The sequence below is a fragment of the Epilithonimonas pallida genome (assembly GCF_900182975.1).
GTDB lineage: Bacteria > Bacteroidota > Bacteroidia > Flavobacteriales > Weeksellaceae > Epilithonimonas > Epilithonimonas pallida.
This window is the reverse complement of the sequence record NZ_FXUO01000001.1, coordinates 627,500-653,446: the sequence shown is the minus strand read 5'-3', so window position 1 is coordinate 653,446 and position 25,947 is coordinate 627,500. Positions and strand designations below refer to the sequence as shown.

Sequence of the window (25,947 nt, the reverse complement as noted above, 5' to 3'; positions counted from 1 at the left end):
CTTTTTTTATATTTAGGTATGAGTAAAATTTATGTTTTCAGTGGTTTAGGTGTTGATAAAAGAGTTTTTGACAATATTAACTTCGAAACTTTGGATGTCGAATTTATAGATTGGATTGAACATTTGGAAAATGAAAGTCTGGAAAATTATGCTCTTAGAATTTCGAAGAAAATTAATTATGTAAATCCAATTTTGATAGGGTTATCTTTTGGTGGAATATTAGCTGTTGAAATTTCCAAAATCATTAAAGTCGAAAAATTGATTCTGATTGCTTCTGCAAAAAATAAGTTTGAACTTCCATTGATCTATCGAATATTTGGAAAATTGAATCTCATCAAATTAATTCCAAAAAAGATTTTTAAACAACAAAACTCAATAACCAATTGGATTTTTGGAATCGAATCTGATTCTGAAAAACAACTTTTGAAAGAAATTTTACAAGATACAGACCTTGACTTTTTCTCCTGGGCAATCAATGAAATCACAAATTGGAAAAATGAAACTTATCCTGAAAACTGTTTTCATATTCACGGAAATAAGGATAAGATTATTCCAATTAAAAATATAAAAGCTGATGTTGTGATTGAGAACGGCGGACATTTTATGACTGTGAATAAAGCGAAAGAGATTGAAATTATTATAAAAAAAGCTTCTCAGATTTGAGAAGCTTTTGGCTTTATTTTATTTCATCATAATAGAGAAGTCTATCATCCTTATCAAAACTAATGATTGTAATTTCACGATTTTTAGCTTCATCGTTATTGAAAAATATTGCTCTTGCAGGAAGTCCGGATTCTGGAGCTAGATTAGGATTCCAATAGAGAAGTTCACGTGTGTCTTTTACGACTTTTTTATAAGCATCACTGGTAATATCGGGTTGTTCGAAATCAACCGCTTTATCATAACCTCTCAAAATTGTTTTGTTGTTCAGTTCTTTTTTGTCATTTTCGGCAGCTAACATATTGCCTCGTTTTGTATAGATTGCAACAGCATTGCCAACCAGTCCGTCATTTTTCAAAATCTTCACCATTGCAATATTGCTGACAGGGAGAGAATTGATCATACTTGCATCAACAGGCATCTCATCTAAATATAATTTAGCTTGCGAGCCACGGATACTTGGAATATAATTACCGGAACTATCCATTGTGAAGGTCAATCCTGCAGCCCTGCCTTGCAACCATTGCATAATATTGAGAGAAGTTTGCGCATCCTGATTTTCATTAACCAAATCAAAAATAGTCGCGTTCATTCCACTGAATCTTCCGCTTGATAATTCTTTATCCAATTTTTCTTTCAAATCAACTTTCTTTGCGGTAACCTGGACTTCTTCAATCTGAGTTTCTTCGTTAGCAGCTTTTAATATCTGTTGATTTTTTTTGTTTTGAAGTGCTTTGGCAACATCGGAACTCATTTGAGCATTCTGTGAAGATTCTGCCAAACGATAATTGGTTGCCGGTAAATTACCTTTGTAGATAATATTGTTTGTCAACGGTTGAAAATAAATATTGACATTGTCAGATTCGGAAGCTTTACTTTTATCCTGATTCAAGTAATAAGAAATAGTCAAAGGTTCATCAAAATAAATATTGTTGAGATAGATAAAACCATTGTCATCCGTTACAGCCTGAGAAATTCCTTTATCTGTTCCTCCTGCATTAAATAATAGATTGACACTTTTATTTGGAATGATGCGACCATTATTAGTGACTTTTCCTTTGAACGATAAATTGGATTCGGGTTTATATTTGATTTCAGGCGTTTTTCCGGTTAAAAGAGAATCCCAATCAAATCTTTTCCAACTTTCTGAAATTAATAAAGCATCTAACGCATCTGCATTGGCATTCTTGGAAAAATACTGAGCCGGTGAAAAAATAGGAGATGAGATATCACCTGTCAGCCAAAGCGCACTTAGGATATTATTATCATTTGTACTTTCAGTTTTGGTGTTTTCTTTTACTAAAACTGTATAACTTGGATAATCTGTATCAGGTTCTAATTCAAAGCTGTTGAAGGCACGAGGCTCATTATTAAGAGATGTTGATGCAAAAGTAGGCTGCTCAATCATCAGATTTTTTGGTTTAACAAAACACAATCTTTTAGCAACAACTTCCTCTTTGTCATTGAATATCACCAATTGTAAAACCGCATTTTTATCATCGCTGATTTTTGTAGGTATTTTGCTGGAAATTTCTGCTGAAGCATTTTTGATGTTAGCTCTGTAAACCATTTGATTATTAATGATTCCAACAATACTGTGACCTTTTAAACCTTCCGGAAGATTGCTGCTCTTTAATGTATATTTGATTCCGTCGTTACCGCTTGATATCTGCAGATTAATCCCAGAATTAGCCACAGCTGGCAAAGCAACGGTTTGCTTAATTCCTTTGTTGTCTTCAACAATGACCTTATAATTTCTTCCGGCTTTTGGCGTTAGACTGAAAGAACTTACATTCTGGTCAAATCCTTTAAAGCTGACTAATTTTTCAGCCGGTTTTTCAGCGTCGATGACATAGCCGCTCCAACTTGCTGGAGGAATACCTTGAGAGAATAATCTTACAGCAATTTTCGTATTAATATCCTCAATAAAAGTTCCACTTTCCGGAAAAGCATTAGCTGTCCATTTGGTGTTTTTATCAAGAATTAATCTTTGTTCGGATTTAGGATTGTAAATCGGAACCTGTTTCATAAAATTAAATTCCTCTGGAAAATTAGCCATCCAAGCTGTATAAGCTCTAAAGAAATATATGTCTTCTTTTAAAGCTTCTGTTAGAACAAACGAGCCGTCGCCTTCGCCGTTTTTAAGCGCAATAGTTCTTTTATCAACTAGATTTTTGTTGTGGTCGTATAACTCGACAAACAAAGTATTGGAAATGGTTGAGCGTCTGTAGCCATCGAAAACAAAAGATTTAAAATAGATATTATCGCCGACAACATAATTGTCTTTGTCCAATAGAACATAGACTTTCTCCTGCGAATAATTTTGTTCCAGATTCTGAATAGCTTTATCTATTCTTCCCTGAGCTTTAAACTGCAAAATCCCAACAACATAGATAAAAAAAATAAAGATTTTTTTCATATCAAAAAGCGTCATAAATATTAATTTTAATTTCTTTCTGCAAATTAATTAAACAAAAGAAAACCCTCAACATTTGTTAAGGGTTTTATATTAATTTTAACAGGAATAAGATTAGATTCCGTTTACAATTTCATTAAGTGTTGCAGACGGTCTCATTGCAGAATCAGTTTTGTCAAAATCCGGTCTGTAATAGCCGTCAATTTCCTGAGGCTTACCTTGAGCACCAATCAATTCTTCATTGATCTTACTTTCGTTTTCTGTCAATGCTTTTGCAACTGGAGCAAATTTCGCAGCAATATCAGCATCTTTGCTCTGGTTTGCCAAAGCTTCTGCCCAATAAGTTGCCAGATAGAAATGTGAACCTCTATTATCAATTGTTCCTAATTTTCTTCCCGGAGATTTGTCTTCTGCTAAGAATTTAGCATTTGCTTCATCCAAAGCATCTGCTAAAATCTGTGCTTTCGGATTGTTCTGAGTCTGAGCCAAATGTTCCAAAGAAGCCTGCAATGCTAAGAATTCACCCAAAGAATCCCAACGCAAATAACCTTCCTCGATAAACTGCTCGATGTGTTTAGGTGCAGAACCACCGGCTCCGGTTTCGAACAAACCACCGCCATTCATCAATGGAACAATAGATAACATTTTTGCAGAAGTCCCCAATTCCAAAATAGGAAATAGGTCGGTCAAATAATCTCTCAAAACGTTTCCGGAAACCGAAATCGTGTCTTTGCCTTCTCTTGCTCTTTTAAGCGTTTCTGTCATTGCGTCTTTCACATCAAGGATTCTGATGTCAAGCCCGGTTGTGTCGTAATCTTTAAGATATTTCTCAACTTTTTTAATGATTTCTCTATCGTGCGCTCTTGCCTTATCTAACCAAAAAATAGCAGGTGTGTCCGATAATCTCGCTCTGTTGACAGCTAATTTCACCCAATCCTGGATTGGAGCATCTTTGGTCTGACACATTCTGAAAATATCAGATTTCTCAACTTTTTGCTCCAAAAGAACGTTTCCGTTTTCGTCAAGAACTTTTACAGTTCCGTCAGCTTCAGCCTGGAAAGTTTTATCGTGCGAACCATATTCTTCCGCTTTTTGAGCCATCAAACCAACATTAGGAACAGAACCCATTGTTGTTGGGTCCAGTTTTCCGTTAGCCTTCATATCATCAATGGCAGCCTGATAGAATCCTGCGTAAGAACGGTCCGGGATAATAGCAACCGTGTCATCTTCTGCACCAGCTTTGTCCCACATTTTTCCGCCATTTCTGATCAATGCCGCCATAGAAGCATCAACGATGATATCGGAAGGAACGTGGAAATTAGTGATGCCTTTGTCCGAGTTGACCATCGCTACTTTTGGTCCTTCAGCTAACGCTTTATCAATGTCCGCTTTGATTTCCGCTTCCTGAGGAATTCCGGCAATTTTATCGTAAAGATTTTGTAACCCGTTGTTTGGATTGATATCCAGAGATTTGAAAGTCTCAGCATATTTAGAGAAAACATCTTTGAAGAACGTCTCAACAATAGCTCCGAAGATAATCGGGTCAGAGATTTTCATCATTGTTGCTTTCAAGTGAGCAGAAAGGATTACACCTCTTTGTTTTGCTTCATCAATGGCAGTTTGTACAAAAGCTTTCAATGAGTTAAGGTTCATTACAGAAGAATCGATTACTTCACCAGCTTTAAGGTTTGCAAAATCTTTCAGAACTTTTTCAGAACCGTCATTTCCGAAGAATACAATTCTGTATTTAGAATCCTTTTCAACCGTAGTAGAAGTTTCTGTTCCGTAGAAATCGCCCCTGGTCATATGCGCCACATCTGTTTTGCTGTCAGCACTCCAGTCACCCATTTTGTGCGGGTTTGCTTTTGCATAGTTTTTAACTGCTTTAGGCGCACGTCTGTCTGAGTTTCCTTCTCTTAGAACAGGGTTTACGGCAGAACCTAGGACTTTAGCATATTTAGCTTTGATTACTTTTTCTTCGTCATTTTTTGGTTCAGCAGGATAATTTGGAACTGCGAAACCCTTTGATTGCAATTCTGCAATAGCCTCATCTAATTGAGGAACAGAAGCAGAAATATTTGGTAATTTAATAATGTTCGCTTCTGGAGTTGTTGCCAATTCACCCAATTCCGACAAAGCATCTCCGATTTTTTGGTCATCAGTCAAGAATTCTGGAAAATTAGCCAGGATTCTCCCTGAAAGTGAAATGTCTTTTGGAACGATGTTAACGTCTGCAACCGAAGTAAAAGCCTTAACGATAGGCAAAAAAGAATGTGTTGCAAGCATTGGCGCTTCATCCGTAAGCGTGTAGATAATTTTTGATTTTTCTGACATTATAGTAGTTGATTTTATTTACTGTTTTTTCAAAACAGACAAATTTAGTGTTTTTATAATAATTTTCTAACATCAGAAATATGATTTTTGAGTGTTTTTCAACTGATTAGAATAAAAAAAGACTGTCTTTTAAGACAGCCTCGTGTATAATTATTGTTTTTGAACTATATAACTTGATGTATTGAAATCTAATTTTACAGAATAATTGCCAGGTTCTGGAATACTAATAAAACCTTGACTAGCAAGTGTTAGTATATTATTTTCTCCTCCATATTGAATTGTTCCATTTCCAGTATATGAATCTGTAAAATATATCACCGCAGGATTAGTAGTGGTGAAATATCCTGTAAATATATTCGAAGATGAAGACATAGTTATTGATTGATTTCCTACTGTTCCATCAGTGTAGTAAACTTTTGTATAAAGAGTTGCAGGAGGTGTGAAGGTCTTAACAGTCTGATAAGTTCCGGAGCCATTAAAATTAATTTTTGTTTTCAAAACATTACTTGTCGGAGTATATATATCTGATCCATTATAATCTAAACTTCCATCATTCAAATTGTCTCCAAAAGTATATGTTCCTAATTTTATAGAATTGTTGATGGTCGCAGTGGAAGTATTTCTATAATTAAAATTAGTGGAAGTATAATTGGTATAATCATAATTCATAGTTACACCACCATATGTAATATTTGTAGATGTAATCTGATAATAGTTATTTTGATCTAAGGTAATTCTATAATATCCATTTGAAGGAATAGTTATAGCACTGCCATTTTGAGTCAATTTTCCTGATAATCCATCATTACTGCCTAAAATAACATTTCCAGTTTTATCTGCTAAAAATTTAATTTGGTCACCTGACTTTAAATAAATAAATCCATTAAAACCAGAACCAAAAGGCTGAATATTTTTCCCAAATTCAATTGAAGATGTTGTCGACCAATTATTGAAAGAACCATAAAGATATAAATTAGAGGGAGTTGTGCTTGATGAATTAGATGTTGGTAAAGATAATTGTCCGCTATCATTGACATTAAGTTCATAAGAAGTTCCATTAGGAGAAACCAAAGTAATTCCTTGTCCTGCACCAGTCACAACGGTTTTACTAACTTGAGCATAAGGTACACTCATCAACTGGTTCACACCAACATTGGTATAATTACTTCCGCCAGCTGGATCCATTTCTACTTTTACAAATTTCGGATTTGTTCCCCAATTGATTCCGCCGAAGTTTCCTGTAGTTGCAGTTCCTTGTCCGATATTAAGGTTAACCAAACCTTTGGAATTGGTTGTTTTAGTATGAGTTTCAGTATATAAAACATTTCCTGTTGCAGAATTGTCCAGGATGCTGATTCTTAAATTAACGTTCCCATTAGCAATTGGAGCACCTGCAGCATTGAAAGCAATGGTCTGATAACTGAAAGCCTGAGGAACCTGAGAATAAGCAAAAGATGCTAAAAATAAACTGAAAGCGATGTAGAGTTTTTTCATCTGGTTTTTATTTTTTTATAATTTTTATAGGTTTAATGTCTGTATTTGTGAAATAAAGCAGATAAATTCCTGTATTTAGGGAACGTAAATCTATCTTATCCGATTTTATTTTTGTTTTAAAAACCATTCTGCCGGAATTATCGTAGATAACCGCTTCATCTATCTTATTTTTCGAACTCAATTTCAGATTGATAAAATCTGCTGTTGGATTCGGATAGATTTTGACATCGTCTTTTAAAATTTCATTGATTCCCAAAACCTTTAAAGTGGTTTGGTACAAGATTCCCAGTGTTCCGGAACTGGCATCGTCCGGATTAGACGCTATTACATAGATTTCTCCAACAGAATGGTTAAAGGAATTCTCAGAAACTGCACCGGAATTGATATTACCAATGACCGACTGAGCGCTTGCCAACAAGGGAAAAACCAGTAATACACTAAGATTGATTTTTTTCATCGTGTATATATTTTTGGCTGCGAAAATATGAAATTTATTAATGTTATTTAAATTAAAAATATCTAATTTTGAATCTTAGTAAAAATAGAACAATGTCACAAATTACATTCAAAGGAAATCCTATTCATACTGTAGGCAGTTTGCCGGAAGTTGGAACTGTTGCTCAGGAATTCACATTAGTTGGAGCAGATCTGTCGGAAAAGCATCTGGCGGATTATACAGGAAAAAAAGTGTTGCTGAATATCTTCCCAAGCATTGATACTGGCGTTTGCGCCGCTTCTGCAAGACAATTCAACAAGGAAGCGAGTTCTTTGGAAAATACCGTTGTTATAAACGTTTCCAGAGATTTACCTTTTGCTCTTAACAGATTTTGTGCTGCTGAAGGCCTTGATAATGTAGAAGTGTTGTCAGATTTCAGAGGTAATTTCGGAGAAGATTATGGTGTGACTTTGGATGATTCTCCTTTGAGAGGATTATTGAGCAGAGCTGTGGTTGCTTTGGATGAAAAAGGAACTGTAATTTACACGGAGCAAGTTCCGGAAATAGGTCAGGAACCAAATTACGAAGCGGCTGTAAATGCCTTGAAATAAAATTTCGAATAAAATTATTCTTTATAACGGGAAATCTACTATTTTAGATTTTCCGTTTTTTCATTTATGGACATATTAAAAAGTATCTATCAGCATCCTGCATTTTCCGAAGGAGATCTTAATCTTATCTTCAGCAAACATCAAAAAATCAATTATAAAAAAGGTGATTTTTTCTTAAAGGAAAATGACATCCTCAATTCATATTTTGTTTTAGAAAGCGGTGTTGTGCGATCTTTCGTTTATGATATTGATTCTAACGATATCACCATTAATTTCTTTACAGAATCTGATATTGTGATAGAAGCATCATCATTATTTCAAAGGATCCCTTCGATAGAAAATATTCAGGCAGAGACGGATTGCTCGGTTTGGAAAATCAGCTATGATGATTTCCAGGAACTGTTTCATAGTATTCCGGCGTTGACAGAATGGGGCAGAGCGTGGATGTCTTATCAGTTATTTTACCTCAAAAACCGTTCTGTGGAGATGATTACAAAATCTGCAACAGAACGTTATTTAGACTTAATTCAAGAAAAACCTGACGTTCTGAAATTTGCGCCACTTAAAAATGTAGCGTCCTATCTGGGGATCACGGATACATCACTCAGCAGAATCAGAAAGGAAATCGTGAAGGGTTAATTTATCTTTAATAAAAAAATCAGCAATTAATATTGCTGATTTAGTTTTTAATTAAATTTCTTTTTTGAGTTCCCGCTTCTGGATTTTCTTATAAACAATATTCGACATCAGTATACTGAATTCATAAAGAATTACCAAAGGCAATGCTGCTGCCATCATACTCAGGACATCTGCCGGTGTGATAATCGCTGCAACAACCATTATTAAAACAATGGCATGCCTTCTGTAAGTTTTCAGGAATTTTGGAGTCAGAATTCCAATTGATGTTAAAATGTAAACTGCAATTGGAAAAAGAAAAACCACACCCATCCCCATTGTGACCTGTAAAAATAGAGTTGTGTAATCTGACAAGTCAAACAGCTGGACGATATTATCCGAAACTTTGAACAACAATCCGAAGTTAATTGCAAAAGGCAAAATCAAAAAATAACCTGTTAAGACTCCAGCCATAAAAAGCATCCAGATCGAATTGATATAGAAGATCGAATTTTTTTTCTCATTGGGCATCAAAGCCGGGCTGATAAATTTCCACAGTTCCCAAATGATATAAGGAAAAGCCAGAACAAGACCCGAGAAAATTGAAACCGCCATCATCACATTGAATTGCTGGAACAACTGCTTCTGTTGAACACTGAAGTGAGCCGGTAAAATAAAACTATCATTGCCGGTCAATTCTCTGGAAAAATGATTCACAATTCGGAAAGTTAAAAAGTCATTTCTTGTAGGACCAAAAAAGATATGATCCATTACCCAGTTGATGTTAAAACCAACTACAATTGCTAAAATAACAATTGCTAAAATAGATCTCACAAGATGTGACCTCAACTCTCCAATATGTCCAAGGAAGGACATTTCCTTTTCTTCGCTCATTATTCTATATTAATGATATATTGATAATTGATTCAAAAATTTACACTTAATTAATACCTTCGTCCAATAAAGTATGGATATCGATAATCCCGTAATATTTGCCTTGATCTGTCACTACAAGCTGACCGATATTGAATTCTTTCAAAATTTGCATTGCTTCTTTTGCCAGATTATTTTTATCAATCGTTTTTGGATTTTTACTCGTGATGTCAGACGCTTTAACCTTGGAAATATCGTCTTGATTCAGTAACATTCTTCGGATATCTCCATCTGTAATTACGCCAACAATTTTCTCGTTTTCTATTACGACAGTAATACCGTGTTTTGAACCACTGACAGAAATAATCACATCTCTGATCCCTGACTCCGGAGAAACTTGCGGCTTATTTTGAGAAACAAATTGTTCAACTTTTGCAGTCAGATTTTTACCAAGACTTCCACCGGGATGAAATTTAGCAAAATCGATATCTTTAAAACCTTTCAGCTCCATTAAGCAAACGGCTAAAGCATCACCCAAAGCCATCTGAACAGTGGTTGAACTTGTCGGAGCTAATTTATTAGGACATGCTTCTTTGTCAACGTGTGTATTGAGAACAATATCTGCAGCTTTTCCTAATTTACTTTCAGGATTTCCTGTCATCCCGATTAAAGCGGATGAGTAATCTTTCAGAAATGGAAGAAGATTGACAATCTCCGGAGAATTTCCGGAATAAGAGATACACAATATTACGTCTTGTTTCTGGATCACACCAAGATCGCCGTGGATCGCTTCTGCAGCATGTAAAAATTGAGACGGCGTTCCGGTGGAATTAAGCGTTGCAACAATTTTATTGGCAACGTGAGCCGATTTTCCAATCCCCACAATAATTAATTTCCCTTTCGATTCATTGATGGTTAAAACACTTTTTATGAAGCTGTCATTCAATCGGTTTCTGAGATTGGTCAACTCGTTTATTTCTATATCCAGCGCTTGGTGGGCGTTTGCGATTATTCCTTTTGGATCCAAAATTTTAAATTTTTAATTATTTTTTTTAATAATATTTATTTTGTATCTTCACGCTAATAATTTAACAGAGCAAAATGAAGTTTTTTAGCTTCATTTTTTTATCCCTAAAATTCAGGATTTACCATTAATGTATAACCTTTCAATAAAATGCAAATTTAGCAAACTATATTAAAGGATGAGCACAAAAGACATCAACTTATCTGCGGAACTCAAAAAATATTTCGGATTTTCAAAGTTCAAAGGACAACAGGAGCAGATTATTCAGGAACTTCTAGGTGGAAAAGATGTGTTTGTTTTAATGCCGACTGGTGGTGGAAAATCACTTTGTTACCAGTTACCGGCATTGATTTCTGAAGGAACAGCCATCGTTGTTTCTCCATTAATTGCATTGATGAAAAATCAGGTAGATGCTGTAAACGGTTTATCTTCGGATGAAGGTGTGGCTCACGTTCTCAATTCTTCTCTTAACAAATCCCAGACAAAACATGTGATGGATGATATTACGGCTGGCAAAACAAAGCTGTTGTATGTTGCTCCAGAATCCTTAATCAAAGAAGAATATCTCGAATTTTTGAGAGATGTAAAAATATCTTTTGTTGCCATTGACGAAGCCCACTGTATCTCGGAATGGGGACATGATTTTCGTCCGGAATACAGAAACCTGAAAGGCATTATTGATAAGATCGCGGATGTTCCCGTGATTGCTTTAACGGCTACTGCAACGCCAAAGGTTCAGGATGATATTCAGAAAACTTTGGGAATGAACAATGCTCTGGTTTTCAAAGAAAGTTTCAACAGAGCTAATTTATATTACGAGATTCGTCCAAAAGTGAATGTTGATAAAGAGATTGTTAAATTCATCAATCAGCATAAAGGAAAATCCGGAATTGTCTATTGCCTCAGCAGAAGAAAGGTGGAGGAATTTGCTCAGCTTTTACAGGTTAATGGGATCAATGCGTTACCTTATCATGCCGGGTTGGATCAAAAAACAAGAGTTGCTAATCAGGACAAATTCCTGATGGAGGAAGTGGATGTGATTGTTGCAACTATTGCATTCGGAATGGGAATTGACAAGCCTGATGTTCGTTTTGTAATTCATTATGATATTCCAAAATCTTTGGAAAGCTATTATCAGGAAACCGGACGTGCCGGAAGAGACGGAGGAGAAGGTTATTGCCTGGCATTCTATGATCCGAAAGATATTGAAAAATTAGAAAAATTCCTGGCTCAAAAACCTGTTTCCGAAAGAGAAATCGGACTACAGCTTCTGAATGAAGTGGTTGGTTATGCAGAAACATCCATGAGTAGAAGACAATATCTGCTGTATTATTTTGGAGAAAAATTCGATCCGGTGAAAGGCGAAGGTGCAATGATGTGCGATAATTCCCAGAATCCGCCCAAGTTAAAGGATGCAGCTAGGGATTTGAAAAAAGTGTTGGAAATGATCAAATCTTTGGGAGAAAAATTCCGTACAAAAGACCTGATCACAATCATTGCCGGTAAAGAAACTGCTGTTACCAAATCTTATAAACTGGAACAAACAGAATTCTTTGGATTCGGAAAGGAAGAAACGGACAACTATTGGAAATCGATTATCAGGCAAGCGACTGTTCAGGATTTTCTTAGAAAGGATATCGAAACTTATGGTGTTCTGAAAATTTCTGAAAAAGGAAATGATGTGATCTCAGGAAAATATAAAGAACCGTTTTTGATTGCTGAAGACAGAGAATATGATCTGACTCAGATCAAGCAAAAATCTGACAGTGAGCAAGTTCAGGTTCAGGCTGGTGGCGGACTGGATCAGTTGTTATTCGGACAGTTAAAGGATCTTAGAAAAACTGTGGCTAAAAAACACGGCATTCCGCCTTATACGGTTTTTATGGATCCAAGCCTGGAAGATATGACAGTACAATATCCTATAACAGTGGAGGAAGTTGCGAAAATCTACGGTGTAGGTGAAGGTAAAGCCAGAAAATACGGAAAAGAATTCGCTGATTTTATAAAGAAATATGTTGAGGATAATGGTATAGAAAGAACTCAGGATCTTGTAATGAAACAGGTGGCCAATAAATCCAGCCACAAGGTTTTTATTATTCAAAATACTGATAAAAAGATAGATCTGGAGGATATCGCAAAAGCAAAGCATCTATCAATGAGCGATCTTCTTTCTGAAATGGAGAGTATTGTTTATCAGGGAACCAAACTGAATATCGATTATTACATTGAAGAAAATTTTGACGAAGATGTTGTAGATGATTTTATGGATTTTATGAAAAACTCAGAGAGCGACAGTATGAAAACATTATTGGCTGAATATGGCGATGATCTCACAGATGATGAAGTGAGAGTTCTCCGAATCAAATTTATCAGTGATGTTGCTAACTAAATATAATAATTGTCGGAAAACTTTCCGGCATTTTTATTTATAGGAATTCCCATTTTGGTTTTGTAATTTTGATTGATGAAATCGCTAAATAAATAGTGATTTAGATCAACATTGAAAAAAATGAACATCCACGTATGAAAAAGTCAATCATTTTCATATTACCCGATTTGGAAACTGGAGGAGCGGAAAGAATTGTGACAACAATTGCCAATCATCTTCCCAGGGACAGGTTTTCTCCTTCTATTCTTTTGTTGAGAAAAGAAGGCGCTTATCTTGATTTTCTGAAACCCGATGTTGAAATTATCGATATCCAGACTCCGAGAATCAGACATTCTCTCAAACCGATTCTGTTAGAAATAAAAAGAAGAAAACCGCATATTGTCTTTTCGGGTTTTGGAGAAATAAATGCATATTTGTCTTTGTTTACAAAATTATTTCCGAATACAAGATTCATTGCCCGGGAGACTAATGTTGTCTCGCAACACGTGACGAGGAAAGAGATCAGATTTTTTTATAAATTCTATAATAGTTATGATAAAATCATTGCTCAAAGTAATGATATGCAAAATGATCTGATCAAAAATTTCGGCATCAAAAAAAAGAAATTGGTTAAGATCAATAATCCTGTGGATGTTAATTTTATTGAAGAAAAACTTAATGAATCTGAACGTCCGGCAGAATTTTCTCATCAGCACAAAAATGTGGTTGCCATTGGAAATCTATCAGCAAGAAAAGGTTTTGATAATCTTCTGAAAGTTTTTTCAAGACTTAAAAATCAGAATATTTTGCTTCATATTCTGGGAGATGGACGTGACAAGGAAATGTTGATTCAGATGAAAGAGATGCTCGGTTTGGATCATGTTATTTTTCATGGTAAAAAAAGTAATCCTTATCAATATCTCAAGTTTGCGGATCTTTTCATTTTGTCATCACGTTACGAGGGTTTTCCTAATGTCCTTTTAGAAGCAGGAGTTTGTGGAATTTATTCCTTAACCAATAATTGTCCCGGCGGGATTGACGAAATTATTATTGATCAAATCAACGGCGAAATAGCTGATATCGAGGATTATGATAACTTTGCAGATAGAATAAAACACGCTGTTTATAAAAATAATAACAGAGAAAATATTAAAGAATCTATTAAATCCAGATTTTCCAAAGAGATTATCCTGAAAAAATACGAAGATCTTCTTGGGAATTTATAAGAACTAATTAAACATGTTAGACGAAATATTCAGTGAAAATGGTCAGGGGATTATTTATATGTGGTCTATCCCAATCCATGCTATTGTCATTTTAGGCGAGATGATCTACAGTCATTTCAACCGGGAAAAATTATACGAGACCAAAGATGTTTTATCCAATGTTTATCTGGCTATTCTCAATTATGGATTAGATCTTCTGATGAAAGGAGTATCTATGGCTGTGATGTTTTTCTTTTATCATCACCGTTTATTCACTTGGGAATTTAATGTTTGGTATTTTGTCGCAGTTTTTGTTTTACAGGATTTTGCTTATTATGTTTTGCATTATGTAGATCATCATTCCAGAGCGTTTTGGGCGGTTCATATCACGCATCATAGTTCGGATCATTTCAATATCACAACTGGCTTTAGAAGTCCCGTTTTACAACCATTATACAGGTATTTATACTTTTCGCCATTGGCATTTTTAGGATTCAATCCTTGGCATATTATGGTTGCCTATTCGGTTTTACAGGTTTATGGGACTTGGGTGCATACGCAGACTGTTAAGAATCTTGGTTTCCTGGAATGGTTTATGGTAACGCCTTCACATCATAGAGTTCATCACGCTTGCAACATTCGTTATCTGGACAGGAATATGGGAATGGCGCTGATTATCTGGGACAGAATTTTCGGAACATTTGAAAAAGAAGTTCCCGAAGTTCCGATCAAATACGGAATCTATCCCAAAATGGAGGACAAAGGTCCTGTGAATTTAGTTTTCTACGAATGGAAAAAAATTGCAAAAGACCTGAAACAGCCTGACTTAAAATTTACAGATAAACTAAAATATCTTTTCTACTCTCCAGGTTGGCGACACGACGGAACTGGTAAAACCGTTAGAGACTATCAGCGTGAAGAATTAGAAAGAAGAATGAAAAAACAAGCGTCATGATTATAAAAAAATTGATCCTATTCATTGGAGTATTATTGATTTTAATTAATTGCAATTCATCAGTTAAATCAGGAGACTCAACTCTTAATGAAGAAATCCCTTACAGAGAAGCGAAAAATTATTTCGTTAAAAATAACATTGATGCAGCGATTGACAATCCGAAATTTGAAACGCAGGGAGAATTCGACCAGGTTTTTGGAATGGCAACAACAATGGGAGAGAACGGAAAACCAACGCCAGTTGATTTTTCTAAAGAATTTGTCATCGCACAAATCGAAGATCCTTCAAACCAAAGTGTAGAACTAAAGCCGGTTTCAATCCGAAAGAACGCAAATATTCTTGAGGTTAAATACAGAAAATTGGTTGGAGAAAATCAATCTTACACAACTCAAACTGCAATGATTTTGATTATTGATAAAAAATACGAAGGCGATGTTAATTTCGTTGAAGTAAAATAATTATAAAGAAATTAAATAAAAAATTCCTGAATTTTAATTCAGGAATTTTTGTTTTGCTATGTCGAAAACGCGTTTATCAATTGGTAATGGAAAAGGATTTTCACCTTCTAACGGAATCCATTCTGTCTTTTCTATGCAAGGATCTAAGATTAGTAAATCTTCTTCATTTAAAATTTCAGCCAAGTAATAAATTGTAATCAATTGCTCATTATCCCGGAATCTGGAAACCAGAAAATCGTCTTGTGTATAAAAGTGGTCTTTAATTTCAATCTCAAGATTCAGTTCTTCCTGGAACTCTCTCTTCAGGCATTCTAAAGTGCTTTCTCCATATTCCAATCCGCCGCCGGGCAATTTAAGAAGATGATCTCCGGCATATTCCTCGTGAAGTGCAAGAACTTTGTTGTCTTTTACACAAAGTGCATACACCCGAATGTTGATTTTGTCTATCATATATTGTGATTTGCAGTGCCTAATTTAGGGAAATTATTTTTTCCAGGCGTTGATCATTTCTCTTTTTCCGGGAGGACCTTGTTTTTTTTCTACTTCAAATCCTAATTCCTGCAAGGCTCGTCTCACACTTCCTTTGGAAGAATAAGTTGTCAGCAAACTTCCTGTTTTCATTTTGGAAGCAACAATCTCAAATAATTCTTTCTCCCAAAGATCAGGCTGTACTCTGGCTCCGAAACAGTCAAAATAAACCAGATCAACAGGAGGTAAGTCCATGTTTTTTATATTAAAGAAGTCGTCTTTTATTTTTTTAAGATAAAAATTAACATCTAGTTCAACTAATTTTTCCCATTCTGTTTCATGAATTTTAAGAGACATATTTTGAACAATTGGGTTCGGAAATAATTCAGAATAAGACAATTCGGTCGCTTCTTGCAAAAAAATCGGATATTTTTCCACACCAAAATAATTGATTACATGATTTTTGTCATTTCTCAAATATTCATCAAATGTTACCAAAACGTTAAGACCTGTTCCAAAACCCAACTCTAAAATATTAATTTCATAACTATTTGTCAAATTAAGTCCATTTTTGATAAATACGTGATTGGCTTCCTGAAGTGCACCGTGTTTAGAATGGTATGTTTCTTTTAATTCACTGATTAATAAAGTTTTACTGCCGTCGCTAGTGCTGATTAATTCTCTTTTCAAAGTATTTTTTTACAAAATTAAACTAAATTTTGATTATTAAAAAATTATTATATATTTGTAATACCTCAACAAAAAATTAAAAAATGATAATTCAAAAAACTTCAAATCCAAGAATTTCATCATTTGATCCTAATAATTTTTCTTTTGGAAACACTTTTATAGATCATATGATTATTTGTGAATACGAAAATGGGAAATGGGGGGATCTTCAATTGGTTCCTTATGGTCCTATCGGTTTTACCCCTGCTATGATGGGGGTCAATTACGGACAGGCTTGTTTTGAAGGAATGAAGGCTTATAAGGATAAAGATGGTCAGGTATTTCTTTTTCGTCCGGAAAAGAACTTTGAGCGTATTAACAAATCCGCAAAAAGATTAGCAATTCCTGAGATTTCCGAAGAAATGTTTATGGACGGATTAAAAGCTCTTGTGGATATTGACAGAGACTGGATTCCTCACGGAGAAGGAATGTCTTTATATCTAAGACCTTTGTTGTTTGCAACAGAAGAAGCCCTGAAAGCGAGAATCTCCGAGAAGTATATGTTTGCCATTGTGGCAACACCAGCAAAAAATTATTATACCGCTCCGGTTTCTGTTAAGATTGCCGATCACTACTCAAGAGCAGCAAGTGGAGGTGTAGGTGCTGCAAAAGCGGCAGGAAATTATGCTGCTTCTTTCTATCCAACCCAGTTGGCGATAGAAGAAGGATATGAGCAGATCATCTGGACAGACGATTGTTCACACGAATATTTTGAGGAAAGTGGAACAATGAACGTTTTTGTAAGAATCAACGATACGATTTATACACCTAAAACTTCAGATAAAATCCTGGATGGCGTTACAAGAGACAGCTTTATCCAGCTTGCAAAAAATAGAGGAATTGAAGTTGTTATCGGTAATGTAAAAGTTTCCGATGTCATAGAAGCTCAGAAAAATGGAACTTTGAAAGAAGTCTGGGGAGTAGGGACTGCAGTGGTTACAAGTGTTTTTCAGGCCTTGGGATATCAAGGCGAGCATTTGGTTTTACCACAGCTTTCTGAAGAAGAAAGTTATGCTTCATTACTTAAAAATGATCTTGTTAATATCCAGACTAATAAAGCCGAAGATCCTTTTGGATGGAGAGTTTTGGTAGAAGAACATGTTTACAGTCTTTAGAATTAAATAATTAAAGATAAATTGAAAGAATGAAAACCGGAAAATTGCTTCCGGTTTTTGTTTTTTGATAACAATTAAGTCTGGCAAAATCCTTATTTTCGCAAAAGATTTTCGAGCATTTTAGAAATATCATTACAGAATGAACAAATTATTTTACATATCGATTTTAATTCTTATCGCTTCTTGTGCCAAGCAAACACCTGCGCAGCATCCTGAAGAACAGTTTATGTCAGAAAGCGAACTGGAAGTTTCTAAAAACCGTACAAAAGAACTCAATACTCTTGAAAGAAATCAAATCGAGGATTGGATAAAATCTCAGAATGTAAAATATTATCCTATGGGGATGAACTATTGGGTGAATATAGAAAATCTAGAGAAAAACTACCGTAAGAATAATGGTGAAAAAGTCTCTTATCAATATTATATTTACGATTTTGACAGGGTAAAACTATACGACACACCAGTAGAAAACATCAATGTGAAATTTGGTCATTTTAAAGAAATGGATGCGGTAGAAGATGTAATAAGATATCTGAAAAAAGGAGAGGAGGCAGAATTACTGGTACCTTCGGTTTTGGCTTACGGAACTTATGGTGATAATAAAAAAGTTCCGAATGATATGCCATTAATCATCAAAGTAAAAGTATTATAAAAATTAACGCATAAATAAAATGAAGAAATTTATAGCATTATCTATAACATTATTAACATTATTAAACTGTAAAACATTGGAAATAGACAAAGAAACTTACAAGAGTCTGCCAGACGGACTTTATGGAAATCTGACAACAAGTAAAGGTGACATTTTGGTCAAATTCGAAGATGAAAAATCTCCGGTTACTGTTGCTAATTTTGTTGGTCTTGCTGAAGGTAAAATCGAAAATAAATCTAAGAAAAAAGGCCAGCCATTCTATGACGGGACTATTTTTCACAGAGTAATCAAAGATTTTATGATCCAGGGTGGAGATCCGCAAGGAACCGGAATGGGTGATCCGGGCTACAAATTCGATGATGAGAAAAATGACCTTCAACATACAGGGAAAGGAATCCTATCAATGGCTAATTCCGGCCCTAATACCAATGGTTCCCAGTTTTTCATCACAGAAGTTGCAACACCTTGGCTAGACGGAAGGCATACAATTTTTGGTAAGGTTGTAAAAGGTGAAGCTGTGATCGATTCTATTGCAAATGTAGAAAAAGGGGCTCAGGACAAACCAAAAACAGACGTAGTGCTTAACAAAGTTGCCATCTTCAGCAAAGGTGACAAATACAAACATTACGATGCTGAAAAAATCTTCAATGAAGGAAAGGCAAAAATCCAGGAAAACAACAAAGCTTATTTAGCAAAAGCTGAGGCTGATAAGAAGAAAAAAGAAGAAGAATTCAAAGCCAATCAACAAAAGCTGGTTGATGGTCTTAAGGCAGGAATGCAATCTACGCCTTCCGGTCTTTATTACAAAATTACTAAAACTTCAACCGGAGCTAATCCAACGCCAGGACAAACGGTTGCTGTTCATTATGCAGGAAAATTGGTTAATGGGGAAGAGTTTGACAACTCTTTTAAAAGAGGACAGCCAATTGATATTCCGATCGGAGTTGGGCAGGTAATCAAAGGTTGGGACGAAGGAATTCTTTTGTTAAAAGAAGGTGAAACCGCAACGTTGCTGATTCCGCCAGCTTTAGGTTACGGCGAAAGAGGAGCAGGAGGTGTTATTCCGCCAAATGCATGGTTGGTTTTTGACGTTGAACTGGTAAAGATTGAAAAGTAATCTGAACTTATATAAAAAACGGAGCGACATTATTCGCTCCGTTTTTTTATGATAATAATTGATAAGCTTTTTTAGCGCCTTTCACACAATCCTGATATTGTTCTTCTGATATCTTCTCATCGATTATTGATTTGAATTCCTGCCAATAAGATCCTGTGTTTTCTCCATAAACTCCAAAATAGTTGAAATCTACATTCTCAAATTCCGGATTTTTTTTAAGCTGTTTTGCAATGACATTCCCACCAAGAGTAGAACCTTCCATAACATATAAAGCTCCGAATGCTTCGGCTTCGTTTTCCAGATTATGAGCCGGAGTTTCTGATTCGGTCAGGATATTAAGTTTGTTTAAGTCAGTTTTAAGAGCATCAATTTTGGACCTTAATCCCAGCTTAAGTTCCGGGTAATTTTTTAATTTTTCATGGATTTGCGGTTCGTATCTGCTGATCAGTTTATAATTATGGATCAAGAGATTTTTGTAATCATCAAGTGTGTAAGATTTATCGAATATTTTTTGTGATTGTAAGTTGGCCTCTGTTTCGTCGTGTTGCTGTTTTGTTTGTTCTTTAAGAAATACTGAAATCATAATTTGGTTTTTGAAATTTTAATGTAAAGGTTGTTCCTTTTCCGCTTTCACTTTCATAGCTGATTTTTCCACCCATTTTCTCCATCAGATGATGGACGATACTCAAACCAACGCCATTTCCGTGAAATTCTTTCGCATTATTCATCCTGCTGAAAATCTTGAACATTTTGTTCGATTCTTTTTTATCAATCCCAATTCCGTTATCGGTAATGGTATAGGTTACAGCATCATCATACACAGCACCTTCGATTTTTACCATTGGCTTGCTGGATTTTGACGAATACTTGACGGCATTGCCGATAACATTCACAAAAACCTGATATACCATTGTTTTGTCGCCTAAAACTTCTGGTGTATTTTCGATAACAATCTCGGTATGCGGCGAATTAAAACTGATTTTTGAATCTTCTGCGAGTTTACTAATTAGCGAGTCCACTTCAACTCTCTTTAGCTCTATTTCTGATTTTTTAATTTTACTTAATTCTAAAACATTTCGGATCATTTCGCTCATTGTATCCACCTGAGTAATAATATTACTCAATGTTTTTTGAACATTTTCCGGATCAGGGATTTTTTGCGCCAGTTGTGCATTTAGTTTTATAACAGTCAGTGGCGTATTAAGATCGTGAGAAATAGTGTGCGAGAATGAGTCCAGTTCCTGATTCAGTTCCTTTAATTGATTATTAAGATCAACAATCTGGGAAGATTTGGTATGAGAAGCTTTCAGGATAACAGATGTGATCCATCTTGCGGATTCAATTTCCTTGATTTTCCAGGGCAGAGAAGTGCCTTTGACATATTCTTTCCAGACTTCGAAAGATTTTCTGGGAGAAAATTTGATGATTTCTACACCGTCTTTTATTTCAGAAATGATACCTTTTTCAGGCTTTCCGGCCCATTTTATTTTTTGTCCCTGTTCTTTTCTCAACCATATCAGCATATCTGATGTATTATTTCCCAGAACGCTGATGATAATGCCACAGCTTTTTTCCGGATTGTCCAATTCTACATTAATATCTTGACAAAGCGTATTGGAGATATAAATATTCTCTTCAAAGTTCAGGTTATTCTCTTTGCTCCAATTGATGATTTTCTCAATATCAAGGTGATTGGGAACACTCCCCGCAGTTAAGATTTCATTATTAATTTTAATAATCATCCCATCCGCGGCACAGCTACCCATAATATCCCTGATATTAGTTTCCAAAGCTTTTCCAAAATCTTCTTCACTCAAAAGATTTTGACGAAGGGAGATGTTACTTAGATTTATTCTCTGGTATTCTTCCAAAGTCTGCAAAGATCTGTAAGAAGCAAATGCATTTGCAGAAGTTCTTGTCAATGTCTCTGCCAATAATCTAGATTGGAGATCAAGATGTTTGGGTTCAGCATTCTGGCAGGCAACCATTCCCCATAATTCTCCATTGACAATAATGGACGTGCTGAAGCTGGATTCTACCTTGGCATTCTTCAGATATTCTCTGTGAACAGGTGAGGATGCTCTCGTAATACTATAAGTTAAATCGATTTCTTCCTTAGGAACTAAGCCAACAATAGGGTAAGTCTGCCCGGAAACGTGTGAAGTGATTCTAACGGGATTTTTGAGATAAAGTGCTCTTGCTTGTGCAGGAATATCAGATTCAGGATAATGAAGGTCGAGATAGCTTTCTAGGTTAGGTTTAACCAATTCTTCTATGACCTGACCGCTGCCATCATATAAAAACTGATAGATCATTGCTCTGTCATAATCAATAACATCTTGGATCTCTTTTAACAAGACTTTCCAAATATTTTCATCATTAGAATTTCTAAGAATATGCTGTATTGCCGCATATTCTTTATTGATCTTATGATTAGGGATTACCTTTTCCATTTCAAAAAAGGTGAACCCACCGTTGGTGTGAATACTTAAAGTATATTCTATATTTCTAAAATTAATGTGCTGTATTGCAAGATCTTCTGTGTTGGAATAGTTCTCCCAATTGACATCAATTCCAATATTATTAAATAATACCTGAATATCTTTTCCCAAAATGGAAGGATCAAGAGAAAATAAATCTAAAATATTTTCACTGTAAAAAATAACTCTGGAGTTTTGCGTCCCAAGCAAAAAACCATAGCTCTGAACTTCTCCACAAATATGAATTGGTTCTTGGTCACAATTGATATATTCTTTCGGATACATATTTGATGATTAAATTGATATACCCTTTGTGTTTTGCTGAGTAAAGATAAACATTAAAATTAACTAATGTTAATTTTATTTGATTATTGCTGTTTTCATTAATATTTTATTGTTTAAATTATTGAAATTCAATATAAAAAGTTAAAATGTTCATGTATGGGTAATAAAAAAGGAACAATTTTTTGTTCCTTTTTGTCATTTATCTATTTCATATCGTACATTATCAAAGCTGTAATTAGTTTAGGTTCAATTAAGGTACATTTTGGGGGCATTTTGATTTCTTTATCAGAAATTTTCAACAGATCCGAAAAGCTGATAGGGTAGATACCAAACCCGACTTTATATTCTCCGCTATCCACTTTTTCTTTTAATTCAGAAATACCATTGATATCGGAAGTTCCTTTCTGATAAGTGATCTTATCGGTATGTTTTGCATTTTCGATTCCTAAGATATTCTCAAAAATGTACTTATCCACCAAATGATGATCCAGATCGTTACCATTTTTATGCTCTTCACGAATACTATGTTTTACGTGTAAACTGTAAAATTTACCGCCAAGATACATACTGATGTGAAATTTTTGAGAAGGGAAATAGGGTGCTTCCCCTTTTTCGTGGATTTGAAAATCTTCTTTTAGTTTTTCTAAGAAGTCTTCATCAGACAGCCCGTTAAGATCTTTGAGAAGACGATTGTAATCGTTGATCTTGATGGATTGGTTGGAAACAATGAAGCTGTAAACAAAATTATAATGTTCCGTACCGTGAGATCTTTTGTATTTATCTCTTTGCTTTTTAGCATATTCTGCAACAGAACCAATTCTGTGGTGTCCGTCAGCGATATAAAAAGAATCAATTGGATCAAGAACCTCTTTGAATTGCTGAAGTTTCAGGCGGTTGTCGATTCTCCAGATCTTGTGTCTTACTTTTTTATCATCGGTATAATTGATGATAGGAACGTTCTTCTGCTCGTGTGTCATCAGAAGTTCCACTTTGGAATTAGAATGATACGTCAAAAGAACTGGCTCAGCCTGCACACCTACTTTTTCAAGATAATGTGCCATTTTCATTCTTCTTTCAGTGATGGTGGATTCGTGTTTTTTGATTTTTCCTTCCCAGAAGTCATCAACACTTACAAGGCCCATTAACCCTCTGAAGCTTGTTTTGTCAGGAAGCGTCTGTTCATATAGATAGTAAGCGGAATCGTCTTGAGTTAACTTTTTCTCGTCCAATAATTCTTCGAAATTAGACCTTATTTTTCTCAGATTCCTGTCAACATCTTTTGATTTACTTACAACCGCAGGCTTTATCATCTGGATATAAGAATCATCAACCTGAGCTTTTTTATTGATTTCTTCCTGCGTAAAATTATCCAAAGAATAAGTAGGGAAAACTTCAATAAAATCAGGATTTGGTCTGATTCCTCTAAATGGTTTAAATACTGGCATATATATTATAGTTGAGCTTTTATTTTTATAATTTGTTGTGCTAATTCTTCTCCTATTCTGTTTTGGGCGTCCATTGTATTGCCACCAACATGTGGAGAAAGCGAAAGAGCGGGATTCATTAGAATCAGAACTTCCGGCGTTGGTTCTTTTTCAAAAACGTCTAAGGCAGCACCGTAAACCTTTCCGCTTTCTATGGCATCCAAAAGAGCAACTTCGTTGATAACGCCGCCTCTTGCAGTGTTCGCTATGAAAACACCTTCCTTCATTAATTTTAGTTCTTTGGAGTCGATAAGATATTCATCTGTTTTACTTGTATTAAGGCTGATGAAATCTGAGTTTTTTAAAACTTCATCTAAATTTACTGATTTAATTTCAAAATCCAAAGATTGACCATCGAAAAAGCTAAGCTGAATGTTCTCAGTTTTCGGTGTTCTGTTGTAAGCTAAGATTTTCATTCCGAGAGAAATTCCCATCTTAATCACTTCAATGCCGATATTTCCCATTCCGATAACGCCTAAGGTTTTTCCGGAAAGTTCAATCGCATTATTGAATGATTTTTTCAGTGCATTGAAATTAGTTTCGCCTTCCAAAGACATCAGTCTATTACTCTCGTGAAGGAATCTTGCTAATGAAAAGAAATGTGCGAAAACCAACTCTGCAACTGATTTGCAGGAAGCTTTTGGTGTATTGATGATATAAATGCCTTTGTCAATAGCATATTCCACATCAATATTGTCCATCCCGATACCGCCACGGCCGATAATCTTAAGATTGGGACATTCGTCAATCAGGTCTTTTCTAACCTGAGTAGCACTTCTCACCAAAAGAACATCAACATTATTGTCATTGATGAATTTGCTCAGGTGTTCAGGAGATACTCTGGCTTCCAAAACCGTAATATCTGCCTCTTTCAAAAGCTGAACCCCTTTTTCGGAGATTCCATCATTGGCTAATACAATCATTGTTTAATTCAAAAATCCTTTAGTTACTGAGTTTCCTTGAAATGTTTGAGTTAAAAATCAAGGTGGGCTAAGATACGACTTTTTCTTCTGATTAACATTATTTTAACAAAAAAACGTCCTCAATTAGCTGAAGACGTTTAATAATTTATAATGAGAAAAGTACTTAGATACTTTTCATCACATCTACTAAAACTTGTACGCTTTCTATCGGCATTGCATTATAAATACTTGCTCTGTAACCGCCAACACTTCTGTGTCCGTTCAGTCCGCTGATTCCTGCTGCTTTCCAGGCTGCGTCAAAAGCTTCTTGCTTAGACTCATCTGTCAAAGTAAAAGTCACATTCATAAAGGAACGGTCTTCTACAGCTGCTACACCCTGGAAGTTTGGATTGCTGTCGATCTCGTCATAAAGCAATTTAGCTTTTGCATTATTTTTGGCTTCGGCGGCTGCAATTCCTCCGTTTTCCTCAAGATGTTTCAATGTCAGATAAGACGCATAAACAGCAAAAACCGGAGGTGTATTAGACATCGATTCTTTATCGATATGAACAGCATAATCCAAATAAGTTGGAATCTGTCTTCCTGTTTTTCCAAGAATCGATTTTTTAACCACAACCAAAGTTGCTCCAGCCGGACCCATATTTTTCTGAGCACCTGCATAAATTAAATCAAACTGAGAAAAATCCAATTCTCTGCTGAAAATATCAGAAGACATATCACAAACCAAAAGCGTATCTACTTTCGGGAAAGATTTCATTTGCGTCCCAAAAATCGTATTGTTGGAAGTACAATGGAAATAATCGTATTCCGAACCTACTGTAAAATCTTTCGGAATATAATTATAATTCGATTCTTTTGAAGATGCCACAACATCTACATTACCAACCATTTTAGCTTCCTTGATAGCACCTGATGCCCAAGTTCCGGTATTCGTGTAAGCTGCTTTTCCATTTACGGATAAAAGGTTATAAGGTACCATCAAAAACTGAAGACTTGCGCCACCTTGCAGATACAATACTTCGTAATCATCTCCAAGATTCATCAGTCTTTTTACAATAGCACGGGCTTCATCCATTACAGCAACAAATTCCTTACTCCTGTGAGAGATCTCCAAAAGAGATAATCCCATACCGTTAAAATCCAGAACGGCATCTGCTGCTTTTTGAAAAACCTCCTCAGGAAGAATGCTGGGACCTGCGCTAAAATTATGTTTTTTCATTTAGTTATAAGTAATTAGGTATTAGG

The 25,947-nt window shown here is 35.3% G+C and carries 23 protein-coding genes; 10 read left to right on the top strand and 13 right to left on the bottom strand.

From position 1 onward, the window contains the following. The first annotated feature begins 18 nt into the window (after nucleotides 1–18). A complete protein-coding gene (locus tag QOL71_RS02865; protein ID WP_283415462.1) occupies nucleotides 19–663 on the top strand; it encodes an alpha/beta fold hydrolase in 645 nt (214 codons plus the stop codon). A 13-nt stretch (nucleotides 664–676) separates the two neighbouring features. On the opposite strand, the gene QOL71_RS02860 is transcribed toward QOL71_RS02865, so the two are convergent. From QOL71_RS02860 to QOL71_RS02845, 4 genes are all read right to left on the bottom strand, one after another. Beyond that, nucleotides 677–3,079, bottom strand: a complete 2,403-nt coding sequence (locus tag QOL71_RS02860; RefSeq protein ID WP_283415461.1) for a hypothetical protein — start codon at nucleotides 3,077–3,079, stop codon at nucleotides 677–679. Nucleotides 3,080–3,190: 111 nt separating this feature from the next. Further along, complete coding sequence (locus QOL71_RS02855; RefSeq protein WP_283415460.1) at nucleotides 3,191–5,410, bottom strand: NADP-dependent isocitrate dehydrogenase; 2,220 nt, start codon at nucleotides 5,408–5,410, stop codon at nucleotides 3,191–3,193. A 150-nt stretch (nucleotides 5,411–5,560) separates the two neighbouring features. Continuing rightward, nucleotides 5,561–6,904, bottom strand: coding sequence for a hypothetical protein (locus tag QOL71_RS02850; RefSeq protein ID WP_283415459.1), 1,344 nt, complete (start codon nucleotides 6,902–6,904; stop codon nucleotides 5,561–5,563). Nucleotides 6,905–6,911: 7 nt separating this feature from the next. Then, on the bottom strand, nucleotides 6,912–7,361 hold the full coding sequence (locus QOL71_RS02845; protein WP_283415458.1) for a T9SS type A sorting domain-containing protein: 450 nt from the start codon (nucleotides 7,359–7,361) through the stop codon (nucleotides 6,912–6,914). Nucleotides 7,362–7,453: 92 nt separating this feature from the next. Here QOL71_RS02845 and tpx point away from each other — a divergent pair, with 92 nt between their 5' ends. Together tpx and QOL71_RS02835 are read left to right on the top strand one after the other, a co-directional pair. Then, a complete protein-coding gene (gene tpx / locus QOL71_RS02840; protein ID WP_283415457.1) occupies nucleotides 7,454–7,951 on the top strand; it encodes a thiol peroxidase in 498 nt (165 codons plus the stop codon). A gap of 66 nt (nucleotides 7,952–8,017) precedes the next feature. Further along, complete coding sequence (locus QOL71_RS02835; protein ID WP_283415456.1) at nucleotides 8,018–8,590, top strand: Crp/Fnr family transcriptional regulator; 573 nt, start codon at nucleotides 8,018–8,020, stop codon at nucleotides 8,588–8,590. Nucleotides 8,591–8,641: 51 nt separating this feature from the next. Here the strand turns inward: QOL71_RS02835 and tatC are convergent, their stop codons facing one another. Both tatC and QOL71_RS02825 read right to left on the bottom strand, forming a co-directional pair. Then, entirely contained in the window at nucleotides 8,642–9,460 is an 819-nt protein-coding gene (gene tatC, locus QOL71_RS02830; protein ID WP_283415455.1) for a twin-arginine translocase subunit TatC, read from the bottom strand. A gap of 46 nt (nucleotides 9,461–9,506) precedes the next feature. Further along, complete coding sequence (locus tag QOL71_RS02825) at nucleotides 9,507–10,466, bottom strand: KpsF/GutQ family sugar-phosphate isomerase (protein ID WP_283415454.1); 960 nt, start codon at nucleotides 10,464–10,466, stop codon at nucleotides 9,507–9,509. Between the two features lie 175 nt (nucleotides 10,467–10,641). On the opposite strand from QOL71_RS02825, the gene recQ reads away from it, so the two are divergent. From recQ to QOL71_RS02805, 4 genes are all read left to right on the top strand, one after another. Then, nucleotides 10,642–12,852, top strand: coding sequence for a DNA helicase RecQ (recQ, locus tag QOL71_RS02820; protein ID WP_283415453.1), 2,211 nt, complete (start codon nucleotides 10,642–10,644; stop codon nucleotides 12,850–12,852). Nucleotides 12,853–12,986: 134 nt separating this feature from the next. After that, nucleotides 12,987–14,057 (top strand): glycosyltransferase, encoded by a 1,071-nt coding sequence (locus tag QOL71_RS02815; protein ID WP_283415452.1) that lies wholly within the window; start codon nucleotides 12,987–12,989, stop codon nucleotides 14,055–14,057. A gap of 13 nt (nucleotides 14,058–14,070) precedes the next feature. Continuing rightward, nucleotides 14,071–14,991, top strand: a complete 921-nt coding sequence (locus QOL71_RS02810; RefSeq protein WP_283415451.1) for a sterol desaturase family protein — start codon at nucleotides 14,071–14,073, stop codon at nucleotides 14,989–14,991. After that, the gene (locus tag QOL71_RS02805; RefSeq protein ID WP_283415450.1) at nucleotides 14,988–15,449 is read left to right on the top strand and encodes a hypothetical protein; all 462 of its coding nucleotides are present in this window, start codon (nucleotides 14,988–14,990) and stop codon (nucleotides 15,447–15,449) included. The genes QOL71_RS02810 and QOL71_RS02805 overlap by 4 nt, the downstream gene beginning before the upstream one ends. A 33-nt stretch (nucleotides 15,450–15,482) precedes the next feature. Here QOL71_RS02805 and QOL71_RS02800 read toward each other — a convergent pair whose 3' ends face one another. Next, the gene (locus QOL71_RS02800; RefSeq protein ID WP_283415449.1) at nucleotides 15,483–15,899 is read right to left on the bottom strand and encodes an NUDIX domain-containing protein; all 417 of its coding nucleotides are present in this window, start codon (nucleotides 15,897–15,899) and stop codon (nucleotides 15,483–15,485) included. Nucleotides 15,900–15,932: 33 nt separating this feature from the next. Then, nucleotides 15,933–16,607, bottom strand: a complete 675-nt coding sequence (gene mnmC2, locus QOL71_RS02795) for a tRNA (5-methylaminomethyl-2-thiouridine)(34)-methyltransferase MnmC2 (protein ID WP_283415448.1) — start codon at nucleotides 16,605–16,607, stop codon at nucleotides 15,933–15,935. An 83-nt stretch (nucleotides 16,608–16,690) separates the two neighbouring features. On the opposite strand from mnmC2, the gene QOL71_RS02790 reads away from it, so the two are divergent. From QOL71_RS02790 to QOL71_RS02780, 3 genes are all read left to right on the top strand, one after another. Further along, complete coding sequence (locus tag QOL71_RS02790) at nucleotides 16,691–17,761, top strand: branched-chain amino acid aminotransferase (protein WP_283415447.1); 1,071 nt, start codon at nucleotides 16,691–16,693, stop codon at nucleotides 17,759–17,761. A 139-nt stretch (nucleotides 17,762–17,900) separates the two neighbouring features. Beyond that, nucleotides 17,901–18,413, top strand: coding sequence for an FKBP-type peptidyl-prolyl cis-trans isomerase (locus QOL71_RS02785; RefSeq protein WP_283415446.1), 513 nt, complete (start codon nucleotides 17,901–17,903; stop codon nucleotides 18,411–18,413). Between the two features lie 19 nt (nucleotides 18,414–18,432). Continuing rightward, nucleotides 18,433–19,530 (top strand): peptidylprolyl isomerase, encoded by a 1,098-nt coding sequence (locus tag QOL71_RS02780; RefSeq protein WP_283415445.1) that lies wholly within the window; start codon nucleotides 18,433–18,435, stop codon nucleotides 19,528–19,530. A 46-nt stretch (nucleotides 19,531–19,576) separates the two neighbouring features. Here the strand turns inward: QOL71_RS02780 and QOL71_RS02775 are convergent, their stop codons facing one another. From QOL71_RS02775 to serC, 5 genes are all read right to left on the bottom strand, one after another. Continuing rightward, on the bottom strand, nucleotides 19,577–20,113 hold the full coding sequence (locus QOL71_RS02775) for a biliverdin-producing heme oxygenase (RefSeq protein WP_283415444.1): 537 nt from the start codon (nucleotides 20,111–20,113) through the stop codon (nucleotides 19,577–19,579). Next, nucleotides 20,094–22,295 (bottom strand): ATP-binding protein, encoded by a 2,202-nt coding sequence (locus QOL71_RS02770; RefSeq protein ID WP_283415443.1) that lies wholly within the window; start codon nucleotides 22,293–22,295, stop codon nucleotides 20,094–20,096. The genes QOL71_RS02775 and QOL71_RS02770 overlap by 20 nt, the downstream gene beginning before the upstream one ends. Before the next feature lie 203 nt (nucleotides 22,296–22,498). Then, complete coding sequence (locus QOL71_RS02765; protein ID WP_283415442.1) at nucleotides 22,499–23,740, bottom strand: DUF1015 domain-containing protein; 1,242 nt, start codon at nucleotides 23,738–23,740, stop codon at nucleotides 22,499–22,501. Nucleotides 23,741–23,745: 5 nt separating this feature from the next. Continuing rightward, complete coding sequence (locus QOL71_RS02760; protein WP_283415441.1) at nucleotides 23,746–24,702, bottom strand: D-2-hydroxyacid dehydrogenase; 957 nt, start codon at nucleotides 24,700–24,702, stop codon at nucleotides 23,746–23,748. A gap of 163 nt (nucleotides 24,703–24,865) precedes the next feature. After that, complete coding sequence (gene serC / locus QOL71_RS02755) at nucleotides 24,866–25,921, bottom strand: 3-phosphoserine/phosphohydroxythreonine transaminase (protein ID WP_283415440.1); 1,056 nt, start codon at nucleotides 25,919–25,921, stop codon at nucleotides 24,866–24,868. Nucleotides 25,922–25,947: the final 26 nt, after the last annotated feature.

Coding starts and splice junctions, on each gene's coding strand:
- QOL71_RS02865 (WP_283415462.1), top strand. CDS start 19: ATGAGTAAAATTTATGTTTTCAGTGGTTTAGGTGTTGATAAAAGAGTT.
- QOL71_RS02860 (WP_283415461.1), bottom strand. CDS start 3,079: ATGAAAAAAATCTTTATTTTTTTTATCTATGTTGTTGGGATTTTGCAG.
- QOL71_RS02855 (WP_283415460.1), bottom strand. CDS start 5,410: ATGTCAGAAAAATCAAAAATTATCTACACGCTTACGGATGAAGCGCCA.
- QOL71_RS02850 (WP_283415459.1), bottom strand. CDS start 6,904: ATGAAAAAACTCTACATCGCTTTCAGTTTATTTTTAGCATCTTTTGCT.
- QOL71_RS02845 (WP_283415458.1), bottom strand. CDS start 7,361: ATGAAAAAAATCAATCTTAGTGTATTACTGGTTTTTCCCTTGTTGGCA.
- tpx (WP_283415457.1), top strand. CDS start 7,454: ATGTCACAAATTACATTCAAAGGAAATCCTATTCATACTGTAGGCAGT.
- QOL71_RS02835 (WP_283415456.1), top strand. CDS start 8,018: ATGGACATATTAAAAAGTATCTATCAGCATCCTGCATTTTCCGAAGGA.
- tatC (WP_283415455.1), bottom strand. CDS start 9,460: ATGAGCGAAGAAAAGGAAATGTCCTTCCTTGGACATATTGGAGAGTTG.
- recQ (WP_283415453.1), top strand. CDS start 10,642: ATGAGCACAAAAGACATCAACTTATCTGCGGAACTCAAAAAATATTTC.
- QOL71_RS02815 (WP_283415452.1), top strand. CDS start 12,987: ATGAAAAAGTCAATCATTTTCATATTACCCGATTTGGAAACTGGAGGA.
- QOL71_RS02810 (WP_283415451.1), top strand. CDS start 14,071: ATGTTAGACGAAATATTCAGTGAAAATGGTCAGGGGATTATTTATATG.
- QOL71_RS02805 (WP_283415450.1), top strand. CDS start 14,988: ATGATTATAAAAAAATTGATCCTATTCATTGGAGTATTATTGATTTTA.
- QOL71_RS02800 (WP_283415449.1), bottom strand. CDS start 15,899: ATGATAGACAAAATCAACATTCGGGTGTATGCACTTTGTGTAAAAGAC.
- QOL71_RS02790 (WP_283415447.1), top strand. CDS start 16,691: ATGATAATTCAAAAAACTTCAAATCCAAGAATTTCATCATTTGATCCT.
- QOL71_RS02785 (WP_283415446.1), top strand. CDS start 17,901: ATGAACAAATTATTTTACATATCGATTTTAATTCTTATCGCTTCTTGT.
- QOL71_RS02780 (WP_283415445.1), top strand. CDS start 18,433: ATGAAGAAATTTATAGCATTATCTATAACATTATTAACATTATTAAAC.
- QOL71_RS02775 (WP_283415444.1), bottom strand. CDS start 20,113: ATGATTTCAGTATTTCTTAAAGAACAAACAAAACAGCAACACGACGAA.
- QOL71_RS02770 (WP_283415443.1), bottom strand. CDS start 22,295: ATGTATCCGAAAGAATATATCAATTGTGACCAAGAACCAATTCATATT.
- QOL71_RS02765 (WP_283415442.1), bottom strand. CDS start 23,740: ATGCCAGTATTTAAACCATTTAGAGGAATCAGACCAAATCCTGATTTT.
- QOL71_RS02760 (WP_283415441.1), bottom strand. CDS start 24,702: ATGATTGTATTAGCCAATGATGGAATCTCCGAAAAAGGGGTTCAGCTT.
- serC (WP_283415440.1), bottom strand. CDS start 25,921: ATGAAAAAACATAATTTTAGCGCAGGTCCCAGCATTCTTCCTGAGGAG.